Genomic DNA, 17,055 nt, shown 5'->3' on the forward strand with positions numbered 1-17,055 from the left:
CCCGCCCGTCCGCCACCTGCCGTCCGGGCCCGTGGGGCGCCCGCCGTCCGCCGCGGGGCGTGACCGCCGACGGTGCCGTAACCGCCGATGGTGCTGCGGCCGCCGATGGGGCTGCGACCGCCGACGGTGCCCGCCCGTCGACCGTGTGCCGTCGGCCCCGGGTGGCCGGTTCGTCAGCCCTTGCTGACCGCTGTGAGGATCTCCGGCAGCCGGTCCGCCGTGCGTGGCGCGGCCAGCCGCAGGCCCAGCAGCGTCAGTGCCGCGCCGTACACCGCGCCGACCGGCAGCAGCACCCAGCCCAGGTCCGCGGCGCCCGCGCTCACGTTCAGCCAGATCGTCAGCGCGATGACGGGCGCGCACAGCAGGGCCGCGCCGATCATGCCGCCGAAGATGGAGACCCAGGCCAGCCCGACCTGTCCGGGCGCGACGTTCTTGTACCCCTCCTGCGGGATGGAGTACGGGAAACGGGCCGACGTCCACGCGCCGGTCGCCAGCATCGCCCCGAGCAGCGCGAAGGACAGACCGAGCGCCTCGGGCAGCTTCCGCCAGTCGTCGAGCATCGCGGTGGTCAGCACCGTGACGAGAGTGGCGTACGGCAGCGTGATCAGCAGCAGCGCCAGCGCACGGGCCCGCAGTTCGACGTAGGCGTCCCGGGTCGAGGAGATCGTCATCGCGACCATCCAGAACGCGGACGTGTCCTGCCCGAACTGGTTGTACATCTGGATGCCGAGCATCCCGGCGGCGAAGCAGGCGAAGTAGACCGAGCCGGTGCCCTGCCAGGCGTTGAACACCGGCACGATCAGACCGATGGCCAGCGACGTCACCCACGCCGCCTTGGTCTTCGGGTCGCGCCACACATAGCGCAGGGTGCGCTCCATGGTGGTGCCCGTACGTCCGGCGGGCAGCCACCGGGCGGCTCCGGCCGGGCCGCGCTCGCGCACCGCCTCGGTGTCGTTCTGGAGCGTGGAGCCGTCGGGCGTCGTCATCAGCCGCGTCAGGTGGCGGGCCCACACCCGCAGCAGCAGCCCCAGCGCCGCGGCCGTCAGCGCCAGCTGGGCCAGCGCGACGCCGTACGACCCGTCGCTCGCCGCGTCCATCGCGCCGACCGCCGACGCCGGCGGCACCCAGCGCACCACGTCGGCCACCGGGTCCAGCTCGCCCAGCCCCGACGATCCCAGCCGCTGTGCACCGAAGTTGACGAGCTGCGCGCCGACCGCGACGACCAGCCCGCTCAGCACCGCGAGATCGCGCCCCTTGCGGCTGGTCAGCAGCCGTACGTTGGCGGCGGCGATGGCCCGCGCCAGGGTCACGCACACCAGCAGGGCGAGCACCGCGCCGACGACCCCGACGGCGTACGCCGCCCCGCCGTGCGCGACCGCGACCACGGAACCGGCGAACATGCACAGCGTGAACAGCGGCCCGATGCCCACCAGTGAGGACGTCAGCAGGGCCCGCACCAGGGGACCCGGCCGCAGCGGCAGCATCACCAGCCGGGTCGGGTCGAGCGTCTCGTCGCCGCCGGGGAAGAACAGCGGCATCACCGCCCAGCCCAGGGCGAGCACCGCGGCGAGCAGGACGACCAGCGAGTCCACGTGCGCGTACCCGCGCAGGGCGATCAGGCCGATCAGCTGGAGCGCGGCGAAGAGCAGCACGACGACGAGGGAGGCGAGGTAGGCGGCCCGCCGCCCGCCGGACTGCCGCAGCCCGTTGCGCAGGAGCGACAGCTTCAGCCGGACGAAGACGGGCGTGATGGACGCGCCGGACGGGACCGGCGGGCCCGATGAGCCGGACGGGACCGGTGCGGCCGGTGTGGTCGGCGCGCTCATCGGGAGCCGCCGCCCAGCCAGTCCAGGTCCGACCCGGCGTCCCGGACCCCCGCACCGACGAGTTCGAGGAACGCCTCCTGCAACGAGGCCGCCTCGCCGCGCACCTCGGCGAGCGTCCCGGTGGCCCGGATGCGTCCCGCCGCCATGACGGCCACCCAGTCGCACAGCGACTCCACCAGCTCCATGACGTGCGAGGAGAAGACGACGGTGGCGCCGGAGGCGGTGTAGCGCTCCAGGACGCCCCGGATGGTCTGCGCGGAGACCGGGTCGACACCCTCGAACGGCTCGTCCAGGAAGAGCACTTCCGGGTTGTGCAGCAGCGCGGCGGCGAGACCGATCTTCTTCCGCATGCCGGTCGAGTAGTCGACGACCAGCTTGTGCTGGGCCCCCGCCAGGTCGAGTACGTCAAGGAGCTGGGTGGCCCGCTTGTCGACCTCCTCGCCGGGCAGCCCGCGCAACCGTCCGGTGTAGCCGAGCAGTTCCCGCCCCGACAGCCGCTCGAACAGCCGCAGCCCCTCGGGCAGCACCCCGATCCTGGCCTTCACCTCGACCGGATCGCGCCACACGTCGTGGCCGACGACCTCGACCGACCCCTGGTCCGGCCGCAGCAGCCCGGTCACCATGGAGAGCGTGGTGGTCTTCCCGGCCCCGTTGGGCCCGACGAGCCCGATGAACTTCCCGGCCGGCAGCTCCAGATCGATCCCACCCACGGCCACCTGCTGCCCGAACCGCTTCCAGAGCCCCCGAACCCGCACGGCGCTAGCACTCACCACATCTCCCTCCGTCACCATGAACCCTACGGGGGATCAACGCCCCTGAAAGGGGCGCGGGTCTGTGTCGATATGCGGCTCCGCCGCGTGAGCGCGAGCAACCACGACCGGTCCGCAGCCGCCAAGAAGACAGCAACCCGGCAGATGAAAAGGCGCCCCCTAACGATCCCGCCCGCACGCATACGCCAACGGCGAGATCAACTCCTCCACATCCGGCAACCACCGATTCGCAGCGGTCGGCCGGCAGGCCCACTGCACCGCACCCCACGACCCGAACCGCGTCGGGGGCGCCGCCACGTACGAGCCCTCCCCGAGCACACCCAGGTCCAGGGCCCGGGGCGCCCACCCCAACCGCCGCACGAGGTCCGGCACCTTCGCCCCCGCACCCGGAAGAACGAAGAACCGCATCCGCCGGTCCGGCGCCAGCGTCACCGGCCCCAGTGTCAGCTCCATCCGCTGCATCCGCGCCAAGGCCAGGAATCCGGCGGTCTCGGGCACGTCGATCGCGTCGAACGTCCGCCCCGTGGGCAGCAGGATCGACGCCGTCTGCTGCTTCTGCCACATCCGCCGGGCGCCGGTCGCGCTGCCCGTCGCCTGCGCCGCCCAGTCCTCGCGCGCCGGGTGCGCGCCCGGGGCGGCGCACGCCGGGTCGCCGCAGGAGCAGCGCTGCGCCCCGTCGGCGGGCACCAGCCAGGTGCCGGGAAACACGTCCCAGTGACGCTCCTCGGCGTAGCGAACGGCGGTCTCCAGCAGCGAGTTGCCGCGCTGCTGCGGGATCTGGGCGGCTTCGGTGCCGGGGATGGTCTCTTCCACGTGGGTCTCAACTCCCGCGCCCACCGGGGGTTACGGGCGTCGTGCGCGCCGGGGAGGTGCGTCGGCACCGCATTCGGGGCGCATGGGTGCATACGTGGGGGCGCGCAGGAGGATTCACTGCGGGAGCTGGGTAGCCAGCACTGGGGCCGGCACCGGCCGTTACCCCGGCAATCCTCGTAAGCATCGCAAGCTTCGCAAGTCTCGCATTGTCGGCACATCGACTGGGCATTGATCTTCACGGCCGGATCCGTTGCGTCTCGTCCAACGATCCGCCGGGACAGCATCGAGACCGCATGAGACCGCATGGGGGTTACGCCATGGCCGCAAGGCCTCTCGTCGCGCGGCAGCCGAACGAACGACTGCAGGCGCTCATTCAGGAAGCGGGCTGCTCGAACGCGGGCCTCGCCCGCCGGGTCAACGTGTGCGGGGTCGAGCACGGTCTCGACCTGCGGTACGACAAGACCTCCGTGGCCCGCTGGCTGCGCGGCCAGCAACCGCGGGGCCGGGCCCCGGCGATCATCGCCGAGGCGCTCGGACGCAAGCTCGGCCGCACGGTCACGATCGACGAGATCGGTATGGCCAACGGCAAGAACCTCGCGTCCGGCGTCGGCCTCCAGTTCTCGCCGACGGTACTGGGGGCCATCGAGCAGGTCTGCGAGCTGTGGCGCAGCGACGTGGGACGCCGGGACTTCCTGTCCGGGTCCTCCGTCGCCGCCTCGGCACTCGTCGAGCCCAGCCGGGACTGGCTGATTTCCGCCCCCGACCCGCAGGTGTCGCGTTCGGCGGGGCCGCGGGTGGGCCAGTCCGACGTGGCGGCCGTGCGGGCGATGACGCAGGCCCTGGTGGACCTGGACCACCAGTACGGCAGCGGGCACGTGCGCCCCGTCCTCGTGCACTACCTGAACAGCGTCGTCTCGGGACTGCTGGCCGGCTCCTACCGGGAGGCGGTCGGCCGGGACCTGTTCGCCACGGTCGCGCGCCTGACCGAACTGGCCGGATACATGGCCGTCGACACCGGCCAACCGGGCCTCGCCCAGCGGTACTACATCCAGTCGCTGCGGCTCGCGCAGGCGGCCGGGGACCGCGGCTACGGCGGGTACGTCCTGGCCGCCTCCATGAGCCACCTCGCCGCGCAGCTCGGGAACCCGCGTGAGATCGCCCAGTTGGCGCGGGCGGCGCAGGAGGGCGCACGCGGGCGGGTGACGCCGCGCGCGGAGTCGATGTTCCACGCGGCCGAGGCCCGCGGCCACGCGCTCCTCGGCGACGTACGGGCGGCCCACGAGGCGGCCGGGCGGGCGGTCGGCGCGATGGAGTCGGCCGATCCGGCCTCCGGCGACGACCCGGTGTGGATCGCGCACTTCGACGATGCCTACCTCGCCGACGAGTTGGCGCACTGCCACCGCGACCTGGGCCAGGCGGACGCGGCCGCCCGCTACGCCCGGCAGTCCCTGGACGGCCACCCCGCGTCACGGGCGCGCAGGCGGGCCATCGGCCATGTGCTGTTGGCCACGGCGCAGGTGCAGCAGCGGGAGGTCGAACAGGCATGCAACACGGCGACGAAGGCGGTGGAACTGCTGGAGACGCTGCGCTCGAACCGCGGCGCCGAGTACCTGGACGACTTCCAGGCCCGGCTCGAGCCGTACCGGGAGGAAGCCGTGGTCAGGGAGTTCGGCGCCCGGCTCGACCTGCAGGCCGCCGCGTGAACGGACGGGGCGCGGATGAGTGAACACGCGTGAAACTCCGCCGCGGTGAGCGGAAAGGGACATCAACAGCGCACCGCGGCCTGGTTTTGTTACTGCTGTCACAGGGAAGGAGGTGTCGCCCCGGGCGGCGTGGCAGTGGGCTCGGGGGACCCGGTAGCGTGAGCCGACGATTCCGAAGGTCCCCCATTCGTAGGAGTCCCGGTGACGCAGAGTGGACAGGGCGAGGAGCCCTCGCCGCGGCAAGCGCGCGAAGGCATCGTGCTGCCCTCGGACGGTGGCGAGCCCCTGCTGCCGGGTCTGGCCGGCGCTCCCGTCGGCCCGCAGGCCGGTGGCCCGGCGCCCGCCTCGGCGCCGCCCGGCGGCCAGGCATGGGACCGGCCCTGGGGCCCCGACCAGCAGCAGAGCCCGTCCTCCGGCCAGGGCTGGCCCACCCCGCCCGGTGCCGAGCCGTGGGGCGCTCCGGAGACCCCGCAGCAGTCCGCGCCGCCGTCGACGCAGGCATGGCCGCCCGCGCAGGGCGCCCCGGCACCGGCCCCCGGCGCCCTGCCGCCGCAGGCCGGCCCCGGCCCGCTGCCGCCGGAGGGCGCGCAGCCGCCGTCGTACGGGACACCGGCGGGCGACCAGTCCTACGGCGCGCAGTCGTCGTACGGACAGCAGCAGCCCCAGCACCACCAGCACCACCAGCACCACCAGCACCACCAGCACCACCAGCAGCCCCCGCAGCATCAGCAGCACGGCGGGGGTGTTGCGCCGCTGCCGCCCGCCGACGAGGGCGCGACCCAGTACATACCGCACATACCGCCGGCCGGACCGCCCGCCGACGAGGGCGCCACCCAGTACCTGCCGCCGGTTCCGCCCGCCGGGCCGGGTGCGCTGCCTCCGGAGAGACCCGCGCAGCCGTACGCCGCCGAGTCGACGCAGTATCTCGGCCAGGCACCGCACTACGCGGCGCAGCCCGTGGCCGGGCACCAGCCCCCGCCCGCCGCACCCGCACCCGCGCCCGCGTCAAACCCCGACGCCGAGGCCACGCAGTACATCGCGCCCGTGCCCGGCGGCCCCGCCGGCGCCCCGTTCGGTGCCGGGCCCGGCACCGACGAGGGGCGTCAGCCGCCCGCCGAGTTCGACAACCTCTTCCGCGGCGCGCCGGGTGCCGACGGCCCGGCCTCGGCCACCCAGCAGATGCCCCAATTCGACGCGCCGCAGGCGCCGTACCCGTCCGGCCAGTCCGTGTACGCCCCGCAGGGCCCGGGCGGCGGCGGTGGCGGCGGCAGGCGGCGCGGGAACGACGACGGCGGCCGCGGCGGGCGATCCGGTTCCCGGGTGCCGCTCCTCGCGGCCGTCGGCGTGGGCATCGTCGTCGTCGGGGTCGGTGCCGGCGCGATGATGGCCGGCGGCGGAGAGGACGAGGACAAGGGCGGCAACCAGACGGTGTCCGCCACGGCCCCCGCCTCCGAGTCCGCGTCCGCCCCGGCCTCGCCGTCCGTCGACCCGGCCCGGCAGCAGGCCGTCGAGCTGGACAAGCTGCTCGCCGACAGCGGCACCGGCCGCACCACGGTGATCAACGCCGTGGGCGACGTGAAGACCTGCGACAACCTGTCCCAGGCGGCCAAGGACCTGCGCGAGGCCGCCAAGCAGCGCAGCGGGCTGGTCGACAGCCTCGCCAAGCTGTCCGTGGACGAACTGCCCCAGCACACGGAGCTGACCACCGCGCTCAACAAGGCGTGGCAGGCGTCCGCCTCGGCCGACAACCACTACGCGGCCTGGGCCGACCGGACGGCCGGCAAGAAGGGCTGCAAGAAGGGCAGGGCCGCCACCCAGCCCTCGGCGGCCAACCGGGAGAGCGGCACGGCCAGCAAGGAGAAGGCCAAGGCGGCCAAGCTCTGGAACGCCATCGCCAAGAAGTACGGCCTGACCGAACGCCAGCCGACCCAGCTCTGAGCCGGCGCCCCGGGAGGGCCGGCCCTCCCGGCGGCAGGACAGGCCCTAAGCCACGTCCGCGTTCTGCAGGGTGCGGGTGGTGTCCACCGCGCCCTGGCGGGCCGAGACCAGGCGGCCCTCCCGGACGACCTGGAGGGTGACGTCGGCGTTGACCAGGCGCGGGAAGCCCACCGAGGCCAGCTTGTCGGCGAACGTCCACCGCAGGTCGGGCGTGAGCCCGCCCGTGCCGACCTCCAGACCGCCGTCGAGGGCCCGCCGTACGGTGTCGGCGCTCACCTCGCCGTCGCCGAGCGACTCGACGACCTCCTTGAGCACGGTGTACGCGATCCAGGTCGTCTGCACCCCGGCGTCCGCCGCGTCGACGTCGTTGTTCCCGAACGCCTGCTCCTTGATCAGCTTCTTCAGCCCGTCCCAGGCCGGGGCGCCCACCGACGGGTACCAGCCGGTGACGTACGCCCCCTCGTAGGGCCCCGACGCACCGCCGCTCGCGTTGATCGTCGTCTGGTCGACGCTGCCGAGCACGGTCGCGGTCCGTACGTCGGGGTGGTCCTCGCTCGCGCGCCGGAAGGAGTCCATGAAGGTGCCGGTCCGGTCCCCGAGGACGGGCACCACGCACCCCGGCTCCTCGCCCTGGCCGGTGCCCTCCCGCGCCAGCGCCCGCCCGGACTGGTCGTCGTACGAGGTGGCGTCCTCCGCAGCCCGCTGGTCGTGGGCCCGCTCGTGCCCGCCGGAGCTCAGCCCCGAGTCCAGCAGCACGGGCAGCTGGTCGCCCGCGATCGTGTCGGGGCGGACCAGCGTCACCGGCCCGCAGGAGTCGGCGAGCGCGCTGCCGAGACCCGCGAGCAGCGCCGGCTGGCCCCCGTTGACCGGGTACGACAGCGGACTGGTGAACTCCGTGTTGGTGAGGCCGTACCCGCCGATGTACGGGATGCGGGCGCCCTCGAGGACGGGGAAGAAGGAGTCGGCGTACTGGCTGTAGGAGCCCACGACGGCGACCGCGTTCTCCTTGACCGCTCGGCGGGCACATTTCGCGGCGGCCACGCTGTCGTTGTGGTCGTTGCAGGTCAGCACGTTGAGCTTGCGGCCGCCGAGGCCGCCCTGGGAGTTGACCCAGCGGGCGTACGCCTGGGCGAGGGCGGGCATGCCGGGCTTGTTGGTCGCGCCGGTGTCCTGCGGTGCCCAGGTCATGACGGTGATCGGGTCGTCGTCCCCGGAGCCCCCCGTGGCACCGGGGACGACCCCGCAGCCGACGGCGAGTGACGCGCACGCCACCAGCGCGCCCGCGGACAGGACGCCGGTGCGGGTGGCCCGGGAACGGCCGCGGAGGCCGCCGGGGAGAGTGCTGCGGATGGGTCGCCTGCCGGTCATGTACCCGCACGATTCCGTCACCCGGCCAACCTCGGAGTGACCCGCGGTCAACGCGTGGTGACGCGGAGGTGAATTGCGGGCGCCGGACCGCGGTGGGAAGGGGGAACGTAGGATCGATGATCGTGCAAGGTTCGGAGAACTCTTCCCGTCGCGGCCGTCGCTCCTCCACCATGGGCGGCATGCCACTCAACGACATGCCGTGGTGGCGCTGGCGCAGCCAGGTGCGCTCCGCGCTGCACATGCTCTCCGCCCCCGCCTTCCAGCGGGACGTCTGGCTGGCCGGTGTCGACGGCTACGGGGACGTCACCGACGCCGTGTACCGCCTGGTGGAGGACACCTGGCTGGATCACTGGTCGGCCGAGAAGTACGTGGGCACGGTCTTCCGCGACTCGCAGGAGGCGGCGCTGGTCGACACCGCCGTGCTGCGGGTCCTGCGGATCATGCACCAGGTCGGGCCGGACGCGCCGGTGACCGCCTACCTGGAGCACACGGACTGGCCGGAGGCGGTGCGGGCGGCGCGCGACGCGCACGTACGGCTGGCCACCAGTGACGGCGAGGATCCGGAGGCGGAGCCGCGCACGCTCGAGGTGCTGCAGATCCTGACCCGGTCCGCCTGACGGGACGGCACGCGGTCCGCGGGGCCGGATATGGGACCCTGTGCGGCATGAACGCGCAGTCCTCAGCCGCCGTCCCCTCGGCCGACGCCCCGGCCGACCAGTACGTCCTCACCCTGTCCTGCCCCGACAAGCAGGGCATCGTGCACGCCGTCTCGAGCTACCTGTTCATGACCGGCTGCAACATCGAGGACAGCCAGCAGTTCGGGGACCACGACACGGGTCTGTTCTTCATGCGGGTCCACTTCTCGGCCGGCGAGCCGGTGACCGTGGACAAGCTGCGCGCCAGCTTCGCCGCGATCGGTGACGCCTTCCACATGGACTGGCAGATCAACCGGGGCGACGCGAAGATGCGCATCGTGCTCATGGTGAGCAGGTTCGGGCACTGCCTGAACGACCTGCTCTTCCGCGCGCGGATCGGCGCGCTGCCGGTGGAGATCGCCGCCGTGGTGTCCAACCACACCGACTTCGCCGAGCTGGTGGGGTCCTACGACATCCCCTTCCACCACATCCCCGTGACGAAGGACACCAAGCCGGAGGCCGAGGCCCGGGTCCTGGAGATCGTGCGCGAGGAGAACGTCGAACTGGTCGTACTGGCCCGCTACATGCAGGTCCTCTCGGACGACCTGTGCAAGGCGCTCAGCGGGCGGATCATCAACATCCACCACTCCTTCCTGCCGAGCTTCAAGGGCGCGAAGCCGTACCACCAGGCGCACGCGCGGGGTGTGAAGCTGATCGGTGCGACCGCGCACTACGTGACGGCCGACCTCGACGAGGGGCCGATCATCGAGCAGGAGGTCGAGCGCGTCGGCCACGACGTCACGCCGGACCAGCTGGTGGCGATCGGGCGGGACGTGGAGTGCCAGGCGCTGGCGCGGGCCGTGAAGTGGCACGCGGAGCGGAGGATTCTCCTGAACGGCCGCCGGACGGTCGTTTTCGCCTAGCGGGGCGGGGGATCGGGTTCTCGGGCGGCTGCGGGTGGTGGGTGGTTGCTCGCGCAGTTCCCCGCGCCCCTTCAAGGGGCGCGGGGCTGTATGAATATGCGGCTCCGCCGCGTGGGCGCGCCAAGCCACGACGCACCCGCAGCCGCCCGCGCACCCGCAACCGCCCCCTACATACGGCTCAAGCTCGCGGCAGCGAACAGTACGTCCCGGATCGCCTCCCGGTCCCCGACCTGACCCGCCGCCGCCTCCGCCGGAGGTACGTGGCCCGCCGCCAGCCGGCAGAACTCCACGCCGTCCAGGGCGACATGGGCCACCTCGTGGTCGGCGGAGCCCACCGCGCCGGGGGAGTCCAGCGGGATGAGCCACTCGCCGCCGCCCGAACCCTCGATCTCCAGCCGCAGGCTCCGTCCCGGTTCGCCGGCGGCGACCAGGTGCGGACGGTCGCCCGGCGCGGCCAGACCGGCCCGGCGGCGCGCCGCGAGGACACCCGGCAGCATCCGGGCCGCGAGGTCGATCATGCCGTTGAGATGGCGCGCGGACGGCGGCTCGTACGGGTAGTCCACCGCCTCGGCGATGTCCTCCGCGTGCACCCAGCACTCGAACGCCCGGTCCAGCATCGCGTCCCGCAACGGCAGCTCGAAGTCGCCGTACGAGACCGGCATCCCGCCCGCGTCGCCGGTGAACGCCACCGTCCGGACGATGCTGTGACCCTGCCCACGCCAGGGCGCCCGCACCGCCCGGGTGGGCGGGTAGTGCGAGGCCCGCCAGTACGCCTCCGTGCGGGCGGCCGGTGCGCGGCTGGGCGCGGTGATGTCACCCAGCGGGTCGTCGAGGCCCAGGGCGACGGCGACCGTCCCGTCGACCGTCAGCAGGTGGGCGATGACCCCGGCGACGGTGGTCCGGCGGCTCGCGGCGCCGTCGTCCTCGAACCAGCGCAGCCGGACCGGTGCGTGCCACTCGGCGTCCCCGAAGTCCTGGAGCAGCGCGTCCAGGCGCGCGGTCTCGGCGTCGTAGGGGGTGGCCCACTCGGGCACCGGGATGCGGGGCGGACGCCGCTCCAGGCACCCGTCCAGGACCCGGGTGCGCAGGGCGGGGTCCAGATCGAGGCTCTCCGGCCGCTGGAGCAGCGTGACGGCCTCGCGCAGGCGCAGCGCCTCCTCGGCGCAGGCTTCGCACTGCCCGAGATGGTCCTCGACGGCCGCCGTCTCCTGCGCCGAGCAGGCGGCCAGCGCCCACGCGCCCAGCAGCGACGTCAGCACCTGGTGCTCCAGCGCGACCGGTGCCGCCTCGGGCAGCACGCGCCCGCCGTCCTCGACGGAGGCGCGGGGCAGCGGTATGCGCGCCCCGCTGCCGGCTCCCGCCTCGCCGTCCCCGTGCCCGTCGTGCCCGTCGTGCCCGTCGTGCCCGTCGTGCTCGTCGTGCTTGTCGGGTCCGTCGTCCTCGTCGAACGCCTTCATGCCGCACCCCCGTATTCGGGCGGGGCCCCGGGCGGGTGCGGGGCGGTGCCGGCGTCGCGGGCCGTGGACAGCAGCTGGAGGCCCAGGCGGAGGCGGCGGCGGGCCTCGTCCTCCGTGACGCCGAGGTCGGCGGCGGTCTGGCGGTAGTCGCGGCGCTGGAAATAAGCCAGCTCCAGCGCGGCGCGCAGCGGAGCCGGCATGGACTGGACGATGTAGTCGGCGCGGGCGGCGACCGAGGCGTGCCGCACCTTGGTCTCCAGCTCCTCCGCGGTGCCCGCACCGCCCCGGACGAGGGCCGCAGTCTCGGTGGCGCGCAGCCGCTGGACGGCGAAACGGTGGGTGAGCGTGGCGACCCAGGTGCGCAGCGGGCCCTGCCGGGGGTCGTAGGCGTCGGGGTGCTCCCAGACGTGCGCGAAGACGTCGCGCGTGATGTGGTCGGCGGCCCGCTCGTCGTCGAGTACGCGGTGCGCCAGGCCGTGCACCAGCGAGGCGAACCGGTCGTACAGCTCGCCCAGGGCGGCGGCCTCGCCGCGTGCGAGCCGCTGCTGCATCTTGCGGTCCCAGCGCAGTGGTGCGTCCCTCTTCGCCATGCGGTCCCTCCACCCCCTCCTCGGTCCCAGCGTGCGGCCGCCCTCTCCCCGAATGTAGTCGGCACGTCCGACAGCGCACGCCCCTTTGTTCCAATGCGCGCCCCCGACCGGCCGGAGGTGATATGTGCCTCCACTACCCTCTATCGTGCGACCGAATTCGATCGAACGGGATCGAAACCGTCTGAAACAAGCCACTTCCGACCGGCCTCCGTTTCCGTCACGGAGTTTGCGGGAACGGCCGGTGGGCAGGCGCGCCGCCAAGAAGCGTAGGCATGGCTTCCGTTTCGGGTGAATCCGAAGGTTCCAGACGTTCCGGCGAACGAAGGGCATGGTGGTGACGTTCAACGTGACCGGCGGGGAGCGGGGCCAGTGGGCCGTGCTCCAGGTGTCGGGCGAACTGGACCTGGTGACGTCACCGGTGCTGCGGCAGCGTGTGCACGACGAGGTGGCCGAGGGGCGGCACAGCCTCGTCCTGGACCTCTCCGACGTCCTGTTCTGCGATTCCAGCGGGGTCGGGGTCCTCATCGCGTCCCGGCGGCTCATCCGCTCCTGCCAGGGCAGGCTGCGGCTGATACTGCCCGCCCAGGGCGCCGTCGACGGCTCCCACGTCAACCGGGTGCTCGGCGCGCTGGGGGTGCGCCGGCTCTTCGACTGCCACCCCGACCTGGCCTCGGCGACCGGCGACGAGCCGCGGCCCCTGTCCGCGTAGGCCGCCCGACGGCGTACGCTCCCGGCGGGACGTACCCCCGAACACCGACGTGAGGCGGCCGGAGAGACCATGGTCAACAGCGAGTACGAGCGCAGGATCGCCGCGCGGTTCACCACCTTCGACCAGGACGGCAACGGCCACATCGACCGTTCCGACTTCAGCGGGGCGGCCAAGGCCCTGCTCGCCGAGTTCGGCGTCGCCGCCCGCTCCGACAAGGGCCAGGCCCTGTACGGCGGTGCCGAGGCGCTCTGGCAGGGGCTGGCCGGCATCGCCGACCGGGACGGCGACCAGCGCATCACCCGTGCGGAGTTCGTCACCGGAGCGGTCAAGCGGCTGCGGGACAAGCCGGACCGCTTCGCCGAGATCGCCCGCCCCTTCCTGCATGCGGCGATCGACGTCGCCGACACCGACGGTGACGGAGCGGCCACGGTCGCGGACACCGCGCGGGCGCTGACCGCGTTCGGCGTGCCCGAGGACCTCGCCCGCTCGGTTGCCGCCGCGCTCGACACGGACGGCGACGGCAAGGTGGGGGAGGCGGAGATCGTCCCGGCCTTCGCCCGCTACTTCACCGTGCCCGAGTAGCGCGTACCCGCCCGAGTAACGCGTACCCGCCCGAGTAACGCGTGCCCGAGTGTCGCTTCCGGAGGACCGCGCGCCCGAGTGTCGCGGATCGTGGCGGAACGGCGTCACGCAGCGTTGATACCGGGTCGTGTCCGTCGAGTCGGCCGTTACGGCCCGGAGTCGGTGCCACACTCCGGTACCTTGTGTGGGATGCGAGTGCTCCCGAGCGCCAGCCGTGCCGGAGTTGCCCCTGGGGCGGCTCCGGAACCGGCGGTGTGCGCCTTGCCCCGCAGGGTGCGAGGGCCGTCGGCCGCCGCCTGTTCGACTCCCCGGAACGCGCGTCGCACAGTATGCCGCACGCGTACTCCTTCGCGCTGGAATATGCCCGAAGCGCTTGTTGGCGTGACTGTACGTCAACCATGCTGTCCCGCAGGGGATTCACGTTCCGTGATCCCTGCCCCGGCCGTTGTTCTGGCCATGCTGGAAATGGCTACGATCGTGGCCCTCATGAGGCGCGAGCCTTTGTGTCCGCCGGTTCGGATGGTGTGAGCGGTGCAGGTGCTTCAAGTGCAGCTGGAGGTCCGTCCAGACCCCTCGGAAGTGGGGCGTGCCCGGCGGTGGGCGCGTTCCCGGCTCGCCGGCTCGGGGATACGGGCCGATGAGCCACTCGCCGAGACGCTGGTCCTGCTCGTCTCCGAACTCGTCACCAACGCCGTGGTGCACACAGGGCGTTCGGCGGTGCTGCGGCTGGTGCTGCCGGGCGCGGTGACCGAGGAGACCGAGGAGGCCACCGTCCGCCTCGAAGTGGACGACGCCAGCGACCGGGCTCCCGTGCCCCGTTGTGCGGGCGGTGAGGCGACGGGCGGCCGGGGGCTCGCCCTCGTGGACGGCCTGGCCGACCGCTGGGGCTGGAGCCGGGAGGGCGCCGGCAAGCGCATCTGGTGCGAACTGGACCGGTGCGCCGCGGGCGAGGAGGCCCCGCCGGCCTGCGGGAGCGGCGGCGGCGCGGTGGCGTACGAGGGATTCGCGTACGAAGTGGTGTAACGGCCGTGCGCCGGTGTGTGCTTCCGTGCGCGTCCCCGGTGAAACGGGACACAAGTGCTGATACTTCCCTCGCTGGTTGACGGATCGTGACCGTTTCCTCACGCTTGTAGGCAACGATTCGCCGCGAGGGGACGACGAGGGCTCGGTGACGGAGCCCTCGACGAGCGTGGGTCGTGTCGGCGGCGGTTCCCTCGGGGGCGACGGGAGCCGGGCGGGAGCGCCGGAGTCGGGCGGCGGCGCGCGCGATGCCGTGCTCGGGGCGGACAACGCCGCGCCGCCGGCCGACGGGTACGGGACGGATCCCGGGATCCCACTCCTCATCCACAGGCTGTGGACAACTCCGCGCGGAAGGTCCGCCGGTACCCCGTCGGGGTGACCCCGAGAGCCGTCTGCAGGTGCTGCCGCATCGACTGGGCGGTGCCGAACCCCGCCTCCTGGGCGACCTGGTCGACCGAGAGCGCGGTGGACTCCAGCAGGTGCCGGGCCCGTTCGACGCGCTGCCGGGTGAGCCACTGGACCGGACTGACGCCGACCTCCTCGCGGAAACGCCGGGTGAAGGTGCGTACCGACATCGACTCCTGGGCGGCCATGTCCCGCAGCTGGATCGGCTCGTGCAGGCGGCCGAGCGCCCAGGCGCGGGCGGCCGTCGTGGACGACTGCTGCGGATCGGGCACCGGCCGCTCGATGTACTGCGCCTGTCCGCCGTCCCGGTGCGGCGGTACGACGGTGCGGCGGGCCACCTCGTTGGCGACGGCGGTGCCGTGGTCCCGGCGCACGATGTGCACGCACAGGTCGATCCCGGCCGCGACCCCGGCCGAGGTGAGCACGTCGCCGTCGTCGACGAACAGCACGTCGGCGTCGACCCGCACCTTTGGGAAGAGCCGCTGGAAGTGCTCGGCGGAGGCCCAGTGCGTGGTCGCCGGGCGGCCGTCCAGACACCCGGCGGCGGCCAGCACGAACCCGCCCGTGCAGATCGCGACCAGCCGGGTGCCGGGCCGCACGAGGGCCAGCGCGGCGGCCAGCTCCTCGGTCAGCACGCCCTCCTCGTAGACGGGGCCCAGCTCGTAGGAGGCGGGGACCACGACCGTGTCGGCGGTGGCCAGGGCCTCGGGGCCGTGATCGACCAGGATCTCGAAGTCGGCGTCCGTGGCGACCGGGCCCGGCGGGCGGACCGAGCAGGTGACGACCTCGTACAGCGGGCGCCTGTGCTCGTCGCGGGCGAGGCCGAAGATGCGCTGCGCGATGCCCAGCTCGAAGGGGATCACGCCGTCCAGGGCGAGGACGGCGACGCGGTGCGGGCGGTCCGCGGGGGCGAGGGTGTCGGAGGCCATGGCCCGATCCTAGCGAACGCTGTCCTTCGGGCCACTCGCTCGGGCGGGATCCGTTGCGGAGACTCTCTGACGTGACCCAGACAACCGACATCACCGCAGGACCCGAGGACCGGCGGAAGCCGGCCCGCCGCCGGCGCGTGCACCGCGCCTGGTGGGTCGCCGCCGTCACCTTCGTGACGATCATCGGGGCGGCCGCCTTCCGCTCCCTGCCCGGCATCCTCATCGACCCGCTCCACCAGGAGTTCGGCTGGTCGCGCGGCACGATCGGCGCCGCCGTCTCCGTCAACCTCGCGCTCTACGGGCTGACCGCGCCGTTCGCCGCCGCGCTGATGGACCGCTTCGGCATCCGGCGGGTGGTCGCCGTCGCCCTGCTGGTGATCGCGCTCGGCTCCGGCCTCACGGTGTGGATGGACTCCGCCTGGCAGCTCATCCTGTGCTGGGGCCTGCTGGTCGGCCTCGGCTCCGGCTCGATGGCCCTGGCCTTCGCCGCCACCGTCACCAACCGCTGGTTCACCGAGCGGCGCGGTCTGGTCACCGGCGTCCTCACCGCCGCCTCCGCCTCCGGACAGCTGATCTTCCTGCCGCTGCTGTCCTGGATCGTCGAGACGTACGACTGGCGCCCGGCGGCCGTCACCGTCGCGCTGGCCGCCCTGGCCGTCGTCCCCTTCGTCTGGCTCCTCCTGCGCGACCACCCGGCCGACGTCGGCCAGAAGCCGTACGGCGCCCAGGAGTTCGTGCCCAAGCCCGCGCCCGTCCCCGGCGCCGCCCGCCGCGCCCTGACGGTGTTGTTCTCCGCCGTGCGCACCGGCCCGTTCTGGCTGCTGGCCGGCACCTTCGCGATCTGCGGCGCCTCCACCAACGGCCTGATCCAGACCCACTTCGTGCCCGCCGCCCACGACCACGGCATGCCGATCACCGCCGCCGCCTCGCTGCTCGCCGTCATCGGCGTGTTCGACGTGGTCGGCACGATCGCCTCCGGCTGGTTCACCGACCGCTTCGAACCGCGCCGCCTGCTCGCCGTCTACTACGCCCTGCGCGGCGTCTCCCTCCTCTTCCTCCCCATGCTGCTCGCGCCGAGCGTCCACCCGCCGATGGTCTTCTTCATCGTCTTCTACGGCCTCGACTGGGTCGCCACCGTCCCGCCCACCCTCGCCCTGTGCCGCGAGCACTACGGCGACGACAGCGCGATCGTCTTCGGCTGGGTGCTGGCCTCCCACCAGGTGGGCGCCGCCCTCGTCGCCTTCATCGGCGGCGTGGCCCGCGACCACTTCGGCTCCTACGACGTGGTGTGGATCGCCTCCGGCGCCCTGTGCGCGGCGGCGGCGCTGATGGCGCTGGTGATCCGGCGGCGGCCGGTTCCGGTGTCCGTGCTGTCATGAGCCCGTCG

Annotated in this window: 15 protein-coding genes; 8 read left to right on the forward strand and 7 right to left on the reverse strand. The window is 73.3% G+C overall.

Annotated elements, in window-relative coordinates:
- Positions 1–173: 173 nt before the first annotated feature.
- The 3 genes from IE258_RS21820 to IE258_RS21830 form a co-directional block, all read right to left on the reverse strand.
- Positions 174–1,826, reverse strand: coding sequence for a transporter (locus IE258_RS21820; protein ID WP_189746010.1), 1,653 nt, complete (start codon positions 1,824–1,826; stop codon positions 174–176).
- The gene (locus IE258_RS21825) at positions 1,823–2,617 is read right to left on the reverse strand and encodes an ABC transporter ATP-binding protein (protein WP_189746012.1); all 795 of its coding nucleotides are present in this window, start codon (positions 2,615–2,617) and stop codon (positions 1,823–1,825) included. The genes IE258_RS21820 and IE258_RS21825 overlap by 4 nt, the downstream gene beginning before the upstream one ends.
- Positions 2,618–2,755: 138 nt before the next feature.
- Complete coding sequence (locus IE258_RS21830; protein ID WP_159328761.1) at positions 2,756–3,409, reverse strand: bifunctional DNA primase/polymerase; 654 nt, start codon at positions 3,407–3,409, stop codon at positions 2,756–2,758.
- 317 nt (positions 3,410–3,726) lie between these two features.
- Here IE258_RS21830 and IE258_RS21835 point away from each other — a divergent pair, with 317 nt between their 5' ends.
- The gene (locus tag IE258_RS21835; RefSeq protein WP_159328762.1) at positions 3,727–5,112 is read left to right on the forward strand and encodes an NsdA family TPR-like regulatory protein; all 1,386 of its coding nucleotides are present in this window, start codon (positions 3,727–3,729) and stop codon (positions 5,110–5,112) included.
- A gap of 201 nt (positions 5,113–5,313) precedes the next feature.
- Positions 5,314–7,050 (forward strand): hypothetical protein, encoded by a 1,737-nt coding sequence (locus tag IE258_RS21840; RefSeq protein WP_229892322.1) that lies wholly within the window; start codon positions 5,314–5,316, stop codon positions 7,048–7,050.
- Positions 7,051–7,095: 45 nt separating this feature from the next.
- Here IE258_RS21840 and IE258_RS21845 read toward each other — a convergent pair whose 3' ends face one another.
- Positions 7,096–8,418, reverse strand: a complete 1,323-nt coding sequence (locus IE258_RS21845) for an ABC transporter substrate-binding protein (RefSeq protein WP_189746014.1) — start codon at positions 8,416–8,418, stop codon at positions 7,096–7,098.
- Between the two features lie 116 nt (positions 8,419–8,534).
- Between IE258_RS21845 and IE258_RS21850 the strand changes: the two genes are divergently transcribed.
- A complete protein-coding gene (locus IE258_RS21850) occupies positions 8,535–9,035 on the forward strand; it encodes an SCO4402 family protein (RefSeq protein WP_189746015.1) in 501 nt (166 codons plus the stop codon).
- 47 nt (positions 9,036–9,082) lie between these two features.
- Entirely contained in the window at positions 9,083–9,976 is an 894-nt protein-coding gene (gene purU / locus IE258_RS21855; protein ID WP_189746017.1) for a formyltetrahydrofolate deformylase, read from the forward strand.
- Positions 9,977–10,143: 167 nt separating this feature from the next.
- Here the strand turns inward: purU and IE258_RS21860 are convergent, their stop codons facing one another.
- Entirely contained in the window at positions 10,144–11,433 is a 1,290-nt protein-coding gene (locus IE258_RS21860) for a maleylpyruvate isomerase N-terminal domain-containing protein (protein ID WP_189746019.1), read from the reverse strand.
- Positions 11,430–12,023 carry a sigma-70 family RNA polymerase sigma factor gene (locus IE258_RS21865; RefSeq protein ID WP_189746021.1) on the reverse strand — a complete coding sequence of 198 codons (594 nt, stop codon included), beginning with the start codon at positions 12,021–12,023 and terminating at the stop codon, positions 11,430–11,432. The genes IE258_RS21860 and IE258_RS21865 overlap by 4 nt, the downstream gene beginning before the upstream one ends.
- A gap of 328 nt (positions 12,024–12,351) precedes the next feature.
- On the opposite strand from IE258_RS21865, the gene IE258_RS21870 reads away from it, so the two are divergent.
- The 3 genes from IE258_RS21870 to IE258_RS21880 all read left to right on the forward strand — a co-directional run bounded on the left by IE258_RS21870 (position 12,352) and on the right by IE258_RS21880 (position 14,337).
- Positions 12,352–12,732, forward strand: coding sequence for an STAS domain-containing protein (locus IE258_RS21870; protein ID WP_003974572.1), 381 nt, complete (start codon positions 12,352–12,354; stop codon positions 12,730–12,732).
- A 69-nt stretch (positions 12,733–12,801) separates the two neighbouring features.
- Positions 12,802–13,314 carry a calcium binding protein CalD gene (gene calD / locus IE258_RS21875; RefSeq protein WP_189746023.1) on the forward strand — a complete coding sequence of 171 codons (513 nt, stop codon included), beginning with the start codon at positions 12,802–12,804 and terminating at the stop codon, positions 13,312–13,314.
- 546 nt (positions 13,315–13,860) lie between these two features.
- On the forward strand, positions 13,861–14,337 hold the full coding sequence (locus tag IE258_RS21880; protein WP_189746025.1) for an ATP-binding protein: 477 nt from the start codon (positions 13,861–13,863) through the stop codon (positions 14,335–14,337).
- Positions 14,338–14,654: 317 nt separating this feature from the next.
- Here IE258_RS21880 and IE258_RS21885 read toward each other — a convergent pair whose 3' ends face one another.
- Complete coding sequence (locus IE258_RS21885; protein WP_189746027.1) at positions 14,655–15,668, reverse strand: GlxA family transcriptional regulator; 1,014 nt, start codon at positions 15,666–15,668, stop codon at positions 14,655–14,657.
- A 71-nt stretch (positions 15,669–15,739) separates the two neighbouring features.
- On the opposite strand from IE258_RS21885, the gene IE258_RS21890 reads away from it, so the two are divergent.
- Positions 15,740–17,047 carry an MFS transporter gene (locus IE258_RS21890; protein WP_189746029.1) on the forward strand — a complete coding sequence of 436 codons (1,308 nt, stop codon included), beginning with the start codon at positions 15,740–15,742 and terminating at the stop codon, positions 17,045–17,047.
- Positions 17,048–17,055 lie beyond the last annotated feature (8 nt).

This window comes from Streptomyces tendae (assembly GCF_014650435.1).
GTDB lineage: Bacteria > Actinomycetota > Actinomycetes > Streptomycetales > Streptomycetaceae > Streptomyces > Streptomyces tendae.